At 38.4% G+C, this 11,404-nt stretch carries 7 protein-coding genes and 3 pseudogenes; 4 read left to right on the top strand and 6 right to left on the bottom strand.

Going from position 1 to position 11,404, the window contains the following annotated elements:
- Positions 1-831: 831 nt before the first annotated feature.
- Entirely contained in the window at positions 832-1,791 is a 960-nt protein-coding gene (locus F6K15_RS31600; protein WP_293069141.1) for a DNA polymerase III subunit delta', read from the top strand.
- A gap of 316 nt (positions 1,792-2,107) precedes the next feature.
- Here F6K15_RS31600 and F6K15_RS31605 read toward each other — a convergent pair whose 3' ends face one another.
- From F6K15_RS31605 to F6K15_RS31630, 6 genes and pseudogenes are all read right to left on the bottom strand, one after another.
- On the bottom strand, positions 2,108-2,347 hold the full coding sequence (locus tag F6K15_RS31605; protein WP_293069143.1) for a photosystem II protein, Psb35-related: 240 nt from the start codon (positions 2,345-2,347) through the stop codon (positions 2,108-2,110).
- A gap of 399 nt (positions 2,348-2,746) precedes the next feature.
- Positions 2,747-2,986 (bottom strand): photosystem II protein, Psb35-related, encoded by a 240-nt coding sequence (locus F6K15_RS31610; RefSeq protein ID WP_293069144.1) that lies wholly within the window; start codon positions 2,984-2,986, stop codon positions 2,747-2,749.
- Positions 2,987-3,337: 351 nt separating this feature from the next.
- A complete protein-coding gene (locus F6K15_RS31615; protein WP_293069146.1) occupies positions 3,338-6,304 on the bottom strand; it encodes a phospholipid carrier-dependent glycosyltransferase in 2,967 nt (988 codons plus the stop codon).
- Positions 6,305-6,591: 287 nt separating this feature from the next.
- Positions 6,592-6,846, bottom strand: a pseudogene (locus F6K15_RS31620) (XisI protein); the annotation flags it as partial.
- A gap of 50 nt (positions 6,847-6,896) precedes the next feature.
- On the bottom strand, positions 6,897-7,169 hold the full coding sequence (locus F6K15_RS31625; RefSeq protein WP_293069152.1) for an element excision factor XisH family protein: 273 nt from the start codon (positions 7,167-7,169) through the stop codon (positions 6,897-6,899).
- A gap of 641 nt (positions 7,170-7,810) precedes the next feature.
- Positions 7,811-7,918: pseudogene (locus F6K15_RS31630) on the bottom strand (DNA polymerase subunit beta); the annotation flags it as partial.
- A 108-nt stretch (positions 7,919-8,026) separates the two neighbouring features.
- Here F6K15_RS31630 and F6K15_RS31635 point away from each other — a divergent pair.
- The 3 genes and pseudogenes from F6K15_RS31635 to F6K15_RS31645 all read left to right on the top strand — a co-directional run.
- Positions 8,027-8,377 carry a DUF433 domain-containing protein gene (locus F6K15_RS31635; protein WP_293069147.1) on the top strand — a complete coding sequence of 117 codons (351 nt, stop codon included), beginning with the start codon at positions 8,027-8,029 and terminating at the stop codon, positions 8,375-8,377.
- 2 nt (positions 8,378-8,379) lie between these two features.
- Positions 8,380-8,727 carry a DUF5615 family PIN-like protein gene (locus tag F6K15_RS31640; RefSeq protein WP_293069148.1) on the top strand — a complete coding sequence of 116 codons (348 nt, stop codon included), beginning with the start codon at positions 8,380-8,382 and terminating at the stop codon, positions 8,725-8,727.
- 237 nt (positions 8,728-8,964) lie between these two features.
- Positions 8,965-11,404: pseudogene (locus F6K15_RS31645) on the top strand (hypothetical protein); the annotation flags it as partial.

Below are 11,404 nucleotides of genomic sequence, written 5' to 3' on the forward strand. Positions count from 1 at the left end.
GTTATAGGTAGGGGATAAAAATCTCATCTCCCGTATTCTTCTAACTTTTGACTTTTAACTTTTAACTTTTGACTTTTGAATTAGGTTATAGGTAGGGGATAAAAATCTCATCTCCCGTATTCTTCTAACTTTTGACTTTTAACTTTTAACTTTTGACTTTTGAATTAGGTTATAGGTAGGGGATAAAAATCTCATCTCCCGTATTCTTCTAACTTTTGACTTTTAACTTTTAACTTTTGACTTTTGAATTAGGTTATAGGTAGGGGATAAAAATCTCATCTCCCGTATTCTTCTAACTTCTGGCTTTTAACTTTTGACTTTTGAATTAGGTTATAGGTAGGGGATAAAAATCTCATCTCCCGTATTCTTCTAACTTTTAACTTTCAACTTTTGACTTTTGAATTAGGTTATAGGTAGGGGATGAAAATCTCATCTCCCGTATTCTTCTAACTTTTGACTTTTAACTTTTGACTTTTGAATTAGGTTATAGGTAGGGGATGAAAATCTCATCTCCCGTATTCTTCTAATTTTTGACTTTTAACTTTTGACTTTTGAATTAGGTTATAGGTAGGGGATGAAAATCTCATCTCCCGTATTCTTCTAACTTTTAACTTTTAACTTTTGACTTTTGAATTAGGTTATAGGTAGGGGATGAAAATCTCATCTCCCGTATTCTTCTAACTTTTAACTTTTACAGCACTTTGCGACTCTATGAGGTACACCCATAGCGGGCAAGATCGCGCACTACAATTACCCTGTACATTATTTACCCGAAATATGCTGTAACTTTTAACTTTTAACTTTTGACTTTTAACTTTTGACTTTTGACTTTTGAATTTATTTACCTCAATTATCGGACAAAACCAAGCCATAGAATTATTAACTCAAGCAGTTACTCGCCAACGTATTGCCCCTGCCTATTTATTTGTAGGCACTCCAGGAATAGGAAGGGGTTTAACTGCCCAATGTTTTATTGAACTCCTATTCTCCAATAACCACTCCCCCGCTAACCCATCCCTAAAAAATCGCATTCACAAAAGAAACCATCCAGACCTATTATGGGTAGAACCCACCTATCTACACCAAGGAAAACTACTCTCAGCAAAAGAAGCAACAGAAGCAGGAATAAAGCGCAAGTCACCACCTCAAATTCGTCTCGAACAGGTACGGGAAATTAGTGAATTTCTCGGCCGTCCCCCCCTAGAAACTGCAAGGTCAGTAGTAGTCTTGCAACAAGCTGAAACAATGAGAGAAAGTGCCGCAAATGGTTTGTTGAAAACTTTAGAAGAACCAGGCAAACGGGCAACTTTAATCTTAATTGCTCCGGGAGTTGATTCATTATTACCCACCTTGGTGTCCCGATGCCAGCGCATTCCTTTTTATCGCTTGACTAACGAGAATATGAAGCTCGTATTGGAAAAAGCTGGCCATGAAGAAATTCTGAAGCATAAAGAGGTAATGATGATGGCTCAAGGTAGTCCAGGAGAAGCGATCGCTGCTTGGCAACAACTACAAGAAATTCCTGCGGATACTTTGGAAAGGGTAACTCAAGGTATTAAGACTATTCGTCAAGCACTAGAAGTAGGGCGAGATATTAGTAAAAATTTGGATCTAGAGGCGCAGTTATGGTTAATAGATTATCTACAGCATAGTTATTGGACTAACCAACAACAGCAGCTTGACAAAGTGGAATGTCTCAAACATCTGGAGACAGCTAGAAAATATTTACTCTCTTATGTCCAACCTAGATTAGTTTGGGAATGTACTTTGATGGCAATGTGTTCTGTTTGAAGAAGGAAGAAGGAAGAAGGAAGAGGGAAGAAGGAGTTATACCATTTCTCAAAAACTTTCAACCTGTAAGCAAAATTTGTAGGGTGCGTATTTACCGCTAAAATCTAGACTGTGAAAGACATTTAACAATTCTTCGTAACGCACCATTTTAGATGTTTCAGTCCACTACTAATAGCGTTCATGGGTAAGTCCTAACTATGCAGGACTACCCTTTTGCTTATAAACAGTCTGAATCAAAAAAATCACCCCAATATCTACTTGGGATGAAAATAGTTCAGTGAAGTTTCAGACAGAGGAGTTAGCGAAAAATCAAATCCTATACATTTGAACCATCAGCAAGGCGCTGGCTAGCATAGGCGTCCATACTATAGGCCGGAATTCGCTGATTGTAGTCCAATCTATTGCCTGTTAAAGATTCAGATAAATTTTCAAAAGACTTAGAACTCCAGTTGCGCTCGTGGATAGGCTTAGTTTGTTCGCCCAATAAATAAGCTTGGCTTCCAATTACTGCAGCAGCTACCCAACCGATAACGAATAGTGAGATTAAAATAACCATAATTTTTTTCCTTTTTTTTCTTTACATTTATTTATCTTTATGTAAATAAATGTAACAATTTATTGCGGTAAGTGTCAAGTTAGGATAAATTACGGCAAACCAGATAAAAAGATGTGGAAATCCGTATCTATTAAGTATTGACATTTTGATAAATCAAAATAATTGGGTCGCGCAACCCCACCTTTTAAGGCGAAATATTTTTGGAGAGTTGCTCACGCATCCCCTACTTCCCCTCCTGGGAGGGGTTAGGGGTGGGTTAACTTCTGACTTCTGAATTCGTTAAAAACAGTCCCTGAATCAAAAAAAAATCACCCCAGCAGAATATCTGCTTGGGATGAAAATACTTCAATTAAGTTTCAGAGAGAGGAGTTAGGGAAAAATCAAACCATAAATCTTTACCTATACATTTGAACCATCAGCAAGGTTCTGGCTAGCATAGGCATCCATACTATAGGCCGGAATTCGCTGATTGTAGTCCAATCTATTGCCAGTTAAAGATTCAGATAAATTTTCAAAAGACTTGGAACTCCAGTTGCGCTCGTGGATAGGCTTAGTTTGTTCGCCCAATAAATAAGCTTGGCTTCCAATTACTGCTGCAGCTACCCAACCGATAACGAATAGTGAGATTAAAATAACCATAACTTTTTTCCTTTTTTTCTTTACATTTATTTACCTTTATGTAAACAAATGTAACAATTTATTGCGGTAAGTGTCAAGTTAGGATAAATTACGGTATTGTGGGTAAAAAAATATAGAAATCCACACTTCTTGAGTCTTGACTTATTGTCAAGAATGAGGTATTTAGTACTTAGTACTGACGCTAAAGCTTAGATAGAGAAATGTTTTTCCCACTTTTCCCAACTCTCTACCTAGATATTTGAGATAACATCAAGTCCGTTTAATTCGGTATAAAAAAATGTTCTATCTCAGCGCCATCGCCAAATATTTCTCAATCTCCCCCGCTCCCCTACTCCCCCACTCCCCCACTCCCTATTTAAGGTAACGCCACGCCTTGATTAAATTCCCTTGCATCAAAGCAGCAACTCCATTTAAAGCTCTAATTTCTGGCTGAGTGGGGTCAAGCTCCAAAGCAGACTTCAAAGCTATTTCTGCGGGCCCGGGATTTAAGTTATATAGATAAACAAAAGCCAAATAAGCATAGGCAAAAGGGTTTTGAGAATCTAACTCTGTAACTCTAGTCAAAGCAGCGATCGCTCCATCCGCGTCCTGTTGTAAAACTCTGGCCAAACTCAACCCATAGAGCAACTCTAAATTATTGGGGTCTTGCTGCAAACGATATGCCAAAGTTTTTTCTGCTTGTTTGGTATAATCTTGGACTGGATCGTACTGGTTAACTCGCCCCACTTCCTCAAATACACTTTCTAAACCTTTTATTCCCAGAGGCAACTTTTGCCCCCACATCCGCAACTGTGTCACTAAATCTAATTCTGGTGCTGGTAATATTTCGGCCTGGGGGTCCACTTCCACACGCACGGGGGGTTGTATAGGAATAGGATAAGTTTCTCCAGTTTTCCGGTTAAGGTAAGTCGCTTCTAATATGTAATTTCCCGATGAAATATTGGCAGGGGGTAACATTCCTATCCTTTCAATAATTTCAAACCCGACCTCAGACTTATTTGCTGGAGACAGACCAGGGTATAAACTTCCCATTCCAATAGCGCGATCGTGAATGAAACGAGACACATTATTATCAGAAACTAATGGTTGAAGCAATGCGCGATCGATGTTTTCGTGGCGATAAGTTAACAACACTAAACCCGACTGTAATTCTTGCCAAGAACCAGACCATTTATAGGTAATAGGTATTGGCACTCCTGGTCGAATTTTTGGCGATAAAATCACATAGTCTAATTTTACTTTTTCTTGTGGTTTATTCAGAGGATGAACTTCTACAGGCAAAAACTGATTATGATAAAGATTTAAGTTGCTATTATCTGGCAAAAGCCAACTTTTTTGTAGTTGAAAATTTGGGTTTTGTTCGATGATATTAACAATAGCAGCTTGAGCTTTTTTAATTCTTTTAACCGAACCTTGGTCATTAGTTTTTGTGACAAACCAAGAGAGCGATCGCACATCTTGAGGTACTTGTTTTAAATTAGTTCCTACTTGTCTACCGTAAACCTGTAAATTTTGCAAAGCACCGTAATAATTTAAGTTATGTTGATTAATTTCTGGAGTGGAGGGTAAAACTCCTAAAGTTGACCGTAAATAGGGGTCAGTTTTGACAATTTCAGCAATTACTTTTTGATGAGGCCACTCTTTACCTAAATGTGCATAATAAACACCGCCAGGACTCAACCAAGCAGAAATTTTTCTGAATAAAATTCCACCTACAGGCCAGATATTTAATACCATTAAAATAATGGCTAAACCAATAGTAAACCAGCGAATTTGTTTTCCTACTTTTCTCGGAAATTGCATTAAACCAAAGGCTAATAAAATTGATAAAACTGGCAATAATGGCAAAGTGTAACGAAAATCTTTGTTGATATTGAGGGAGCAAATGAGATAACTGCCAATTAAAAAAATAGCTAACCATCGGCAAGAGCGAAGGTAATTTGATGATAATTTATCCTGTTTTTTGAACAACCGAATTAGGTAAAAAAATAATCCACCAATAGGAATAATTAACAGAGGCAAAGAAACATGATAAGGCAGCAGTTTCCAATAATAAAGCCAAGCATCCAAACTCAATAAATTGGGGTCGCCTTCAGCAATAGCAGAATCAACAGTTGCCCGCTTACCAGCAGTTAACATTAATAGCCAATTTGTTCTCGCCCAAGGATAAAAAACTGCTACAGATAAACACAGAGAAAAAATTAGTTGAATTAACTTTTGCCACTGCCGTTTTATGAGAATATTTATTCCTATCCAAAGTAACGGAATGAAGAGAAAAAATATCGTAGTTTGTTTAACTAAAATTGCAGCACCAAAAGCTAAACCAAAAGCAATCGCCCAAAGCCAATCTTTTACGCAAATTAACCTTAAAAACGCAATATGTAGGGGCGAATGGCATTCGCCCTCACTGGATTTAGTGTCAGTGTGTAAGTCCTGTAAATTATTTGCTATAGCAGATATTTTTGACAGTAATTTATCGAAAATAGACGTTTTTTCAGAATTAAAATTAAAATTTTCTTGGTCAATTTTTCCCGTTTCATTTTCCCTGTTGCCTGTTGCCTGTTGCCTGTTCCCTATAGCAGATATTTTTGACAGCAATTCATCGAAAATAGACGTTTTTTCAGAATTAAAATTAAAATTTTCTTGGTCAATTTTTTCCCTTTTATTTTCCCTGTTCCCTGTTGCCTGTTGCCTATTAAAATTAAAATTTTCTTGGTCAATTTTTCCCGTTTTATTTTCCCTGTTGCCTGTTGCCTGTTGCCTGTTGCCTCTTATCTGTTCCCTATTCCCTATTCCCTGTTCCCTATCCCAATACCAAAATGTTAAACAACAGAAACTTAAAGTCACCATTGCCGTGAGAGGATAGTCGAGTAAATACTGTAAACGATATCTATATAATCCTGGAAATAATATACATAAAACTGCTGCCCAAAAAGCAACTTTTTGATTAAATAATTTGCTGCCTAAACTGTAAACTGAAGTAAGTAAAATAGCACTAAAAAATAGATGTACTAAAGTTGCTTGGTCAGCACCCCTAGCAAAAATAACTTGAAATGGAACAGTAAAAATATAAGTCAACGGTGGAACCTTCGGTGAAAGCGACCAAAAATGCTGCCACCATTCCCCAGAAAACAGTTGCATATTTTGAAAAGCACGCCAGTAAGTCAGGGAACCCGTGAGATAGTCAGCTTGATCCCAAGCAGGTACAGACTTATCAAAAGCAAACCAGAGGCGATCGCTCACCGCTGCGAATAACCATAGGATAGTTAAGGTAAGGATATGATTAATTTTGGGTTGTTCTTTTTCTTGGGAAATCATAAATTTCAGTTATCACTTATCAGCAAAAAATGTAGTGGACTGACACATCTAAAACGGTTTAATAGTAGGGGCGGGTTTTAGCTAGAATTTTAATGCTTACTCTAAGATTTACAGGACTTACGCAAAATGTGAAATTATACACCAATTGTAGTGGGCGAATGCCATTCGCCCCTACGAGATATGGTGGTTATGCGTAAGTCCTGATTTATATAAACTACCCCTAATGTACACCCATTAGTTGTATCAGTCTACTACCGGAATTTGCACCAGCGAAAACGCTCTTCAAATTAACAAACTGCAAAATCGGTTATCTTACGTTTTTCGGGGGTATAAAATCCTAAAACAATTTTGTCTTTAGGAACCCCTTCTGCTAATAATTCTCCTGCTATACCATCTTCCATTCCATCCCGATGAATCCAAATTTTATCATCTATAATTTCCAGATGAAGTATGCAACCATGAACCATTTTATGACCTTCTACTCCCACAATCATTAATAGATAATGGTTTTGTTCTCGGTCAAAAACCGTTTTTCTTTCTACTTCGCTATCAGAATATCACAACTTAGCGTATTCGCTGATTATTTTTTCGATTATTTGTTGATATTTACTGATGGTATCCATTTAATCATTACCTCCTCTGATTTGTGGAAAACTAATAAATTTAAGCGTTGGTTTTCTAGCATTAATTCACCAATGGGTTCGCTGAATATGCAATTATAAGGTTTTACATCTACTGCTAAATAGAGGATTCTTTCTGGGTTTGTTTTTTTGAGTACATCATGGTAAACGATATACTGACCAACCGCATTTTCTAGGTTATTCATTGGGGAAGGACTTGCAAAACTTTTCAATTCTACTGCTATTTTTCCTAAAAAACAAGGTCTAAAGTTTCTCCTTTCAAGGGAATGAAAAAAATCAGCTTTAGTATTTCAATCCCGATGCTGAGTGCCAGAGATACTGATAACTGATAACTGATAACTGAAATGGAACCCCACTTGATAACGTAAGGGTCATCAGTTATGCTCCAATTATCTTTGACTAAAGCCAGGACTTACGCAAATTCACCTTGAAAACGCCATATGTAGGGGCAAATGGCATTTGCCCTCGCTTGATTTAGTGTCCGTGCGTAAGTCCTGTAAAGCATTAATTAAGTTGTTATGGTAAGCATCTCTAGCTGGCATAAATAAAGAAATACTGAGGGTAGTTTTTATATAGAAACCGGGTTGATCAAGGAAATTTCGTGGTTTCAACAACAATATCACGGTAATAAACCCGGTTTCTTAGTTATTTGGCATAGGTAGTTCTGTAAAAGATTAATTTTTTCCAAATCATAATCAATCAACAAATCAATATCGCTGGTTTCTTTATCAAAATAATATGGGTCTAAAACCCCGCCTTTTAAGGCGTAATACTTTTGGAGCGAAGCTCAAATCCCCTACTTCCCCTCCTGGGAGGGGTTAGGGGTGGGTTGACTTCTGACTTCTAACTTCTGACGCGCGTTAACTTCTCCCCTTGCTACTGAACCAAACACCCGTATATTAAAAGCCCCATGCTGTTCAGCAATCTTGAGAATTTCACCACGTTTTTCTTGTAATAATCTCATTAATGACATTGCTTTTCATTCCTGCTTTATAAAACTGAAATCACTTTAAGTATACAACATGAAATATTAGCCAAGTTTAATACCAATTCTCAAAAGTTTTGCTATTTGTCAAAAATTATGTTATCAATTATCAATTATCCATCCCCAAAAACTATGACTGCAAAAGTTAACTATCCTCATATAAAAATAGAGGAAAATCAACCCCCACGACTACAAAGAATACCCAGAGTGCGCGTTGCTCAAATTGTTATGGATTATTTAGCTTATGGATGGTCTGTTGACGAAATGTGTCGCCAACATCCTTATTTAATGCTTTCAGAAGCTCATGCAGCAATGACATATTATTTTGACCATGAGGATGAGATTAATACAGAAATTCGTCTGGAGTGGGAGCAAGTACAACAGGAAAAATCTGCTGCTTCTCCCTCACCCTTTTTAGTGCGGATGCGTCTCAAGGGGTTACTATAAAAATGTCTGTTGCACTTTACATGGATGTTCATATTCCCATAGCTATTACTCAACAACTACGTCGTCGTGGAGTTGATGTTATTACCGCAATAGAGGATGATGCAGCAGAGTTACCAGATGACCAACTTTTGGCACGAGCAACTTTGCAGGGTCGAGTTTTATTTACTCAAGATATTGGTTTTAAGGTACTCGCTGAAACTTGGCAACGTCAAGGAAAACCATTTGCTGGTTTAATATTTGGTCATCAACTTGGAGGTACGATAGGAGAGTTTGTCAAGGATTTAGAATTAATTGCTTTAGGTTCTGAACCTGATGAATGGCTGAATACAGTTGAATATTTGCCTTTTTAATACCACTATAACTGGCAAATTTTGAGAGCGATCACTACTCCCAGTTTTGACTTTCTTGGTTGTCTGTTGCTGGGGAATTTAGGGATGATTTGATATTTGGCCAGATATGTTGTTTTGATCGGAGGTAAAGTTATAATGGGAAATGAAGTTTAAGTAAGTCCGGAAAAAGCAGGGTTGCATTTGTAGAAAAACGGGATTGAATACATAGAAAAATATCCTAAAGGTTAATGGTGAATTATGGATGAACAAGATTATTTAGATTTCTGGATAAAGGTATTGCAGGCAACTGCCGAAAGTGAAGGTAACTCCGAAATCATCTACCCAATACTGCAAGCAAACCTAGAAAAACTTGATGACAACTTTATCGTCGTCTTGCAAAACTGGGCAGAAACGAAACTTTCTCAGGTAGAACTCTCAGAGGCAGAAGGCATTGCAAGAAATATTCGCAGGTTTAGCAACCTCATCCAGCAGTTTCCATTTGGTAGGAAAGCAACAAATATGGAGATTAGCATTGTCGGGTACGAAATATCTCTAACAGTATTTACCCGCGACAGTAACCCAGAAAATTGGGGAATAACTCAAAACAATTTGGGTGAAGCATATAGAAACAGGATATCAGGCGACAGGGCACAGAATCTGGAGATGGCGATTAATATTTACGAACAGGCATTGCAAGTTCGTACTCGTGAGGAATTTCCTATCCAATGGGCAGCAACTCAAAACAATTTGGGGAATGCCTACCTCTATAGAATATTGGGCAATCAGGCAGAAAATCTGGAGATGGCAATTGATGCCTATCAGAAAGCGTTACAAGTTTACACCCGTGAAGAACTCCCTATTGATTCGGCAATGATTCAGAGCAATTTAGGTACTGTCTACAACAACAGAATATTCGGCAACAAAGCAGAAAATCTGGAACTAGCGATCGCTGCTTTTCAAAAAGCATTGCAGGTTTACACTTCTGAAGCATTCCCCATCCAATGGGCAGCAACTCAAAACAATTTGGGGAATGCCTACCGCAACAGGATATTCGGCAATAAGGCAGAAAATCTGGAAATGGCGATCGATGCTTACCAAACAACCTTGAAAGTTCGCACAAAAGAGGCATTTCCTATTCAATGGGCAACAACTAAGAACAACTTAGGTGCTGCCTATGGGGAGAGGATATCGGGCAACAAGGAAGAAAATCTGGAGATGGCCATCGCTTCCTACCAAAAGGCTTTGGAGGTTTGCACTCCTGAAGCATTTCCTATTGAATGGGCAAGAACTCAGAACAACTTGGGTACTGCCTACTGTGGCAGAATATGGGGCAACAGGGTAGAAAATCTGGAGATGGGGATTGATGCCTACCAAAAAGCTTTGCAGATTTACACTCCCGAAGCATTTTCTATTGAATGGGCAACAATTCAGAACAATTTGGCACTTGTCTACTCTGACAAGATATGGGGCGACAAGGCAGAAAATCTGGAAATGACTATCAATGCTTACAAACAGGCGTTGCAAGTTTTCACTATTGAAGCATTTCCCATTCAATGGGCAGCTGTTCAGAACAATTTGGGTATTGCCTACAAAAACAGAATATCTGGGGACAAGTCAGAAAATCTGGAGATGGCAATCACTGCTTACAAACAGGCATTACAAGTACGCAAAAAAGAAGCATTTCCCATCGCTTGGGCAACGACTCAGGATAATTTGGGGACTGCTTACAGTGAGAAGATATCAGGCAACAAGCTAGAAAACTTGGAGATGGCAATTGATGCTTACAAACAGGCGTTACAAGTACGAACAAAAGAGGCACTCCCAATTCAATGGGCAGCGACTCAGAACAATTTGGGTGCTGCCTACCGTCACAGGATATCCGGCAACAAGGCAGAAAATCTGGAGGTAGCAATCAATGCCTACCAAAAAGCCTTGCAAATTTATACTCCTGAATCATTCCCTATTGATTGGGCAGGGACTCAGAATAATTTAGGTCTTGCCTACGGTGAGAGGATATCGGGTAACAGAGGAGAAAATCTGGAGATGGCGATCGCTGCCTACCAAAAAGCTTTGGAAATTTACACTTCTGAAGCATTTTCCATAGATTGGGCACAGACTAAGAACAATTTGGCTATTGCCTACGGCAAAAGAATATTGGGCGACAGATCGGAAAATCTGGAGATGGCGGTTTCTGCTTTACAAGAGGCATTGCAAGTACGCACAAAAGAAGCACTGCCGATTCAATGGGCACAAACTCAAAATAATTTGGGTATTATCTACTGGTATAGGATATTCGGCAATAAGTCAGAAAATCTGGAGATGGCAATCGGTGCCTACCAAAAATCCTTGCAAATTTATACTTCAGAAGTATTCCCCATTGATTGGGCGGGGACTCAGAATAACTTGGGAGCTGTATATAGTGACAGGATATTCGGCGATCGGGCAGAGAATCTGGAGGTAGCAATCAATGCCTACCAAAAAGCTTTGCAAGTTTTCACTCGTGAGGCACTCCCAATTGATTGGGCAGAAACTCAGAACAATTTGGGAGGTGTATATAACAAAAGGATATCTGGGGACAAGTCAGAAAATCAGGAGGTAGCAATCAATGCCTACCAAAAAGCCTTGCAAGTTTTCACTCGTGAAGTAAATCCTGTCAGTTGGGCAGGTATTCAAAACAATTTGGGTCTTGCCTATAGGA

The organism is Okeania sp. SIO2B3 (assembly GCF_010672525.1).
Taxonomy (GTDB): Bacteria; Cyanobacteriota; Cyanobacteriia; order Cyanobacteriales; family Microcoleaceae; genus Okeania.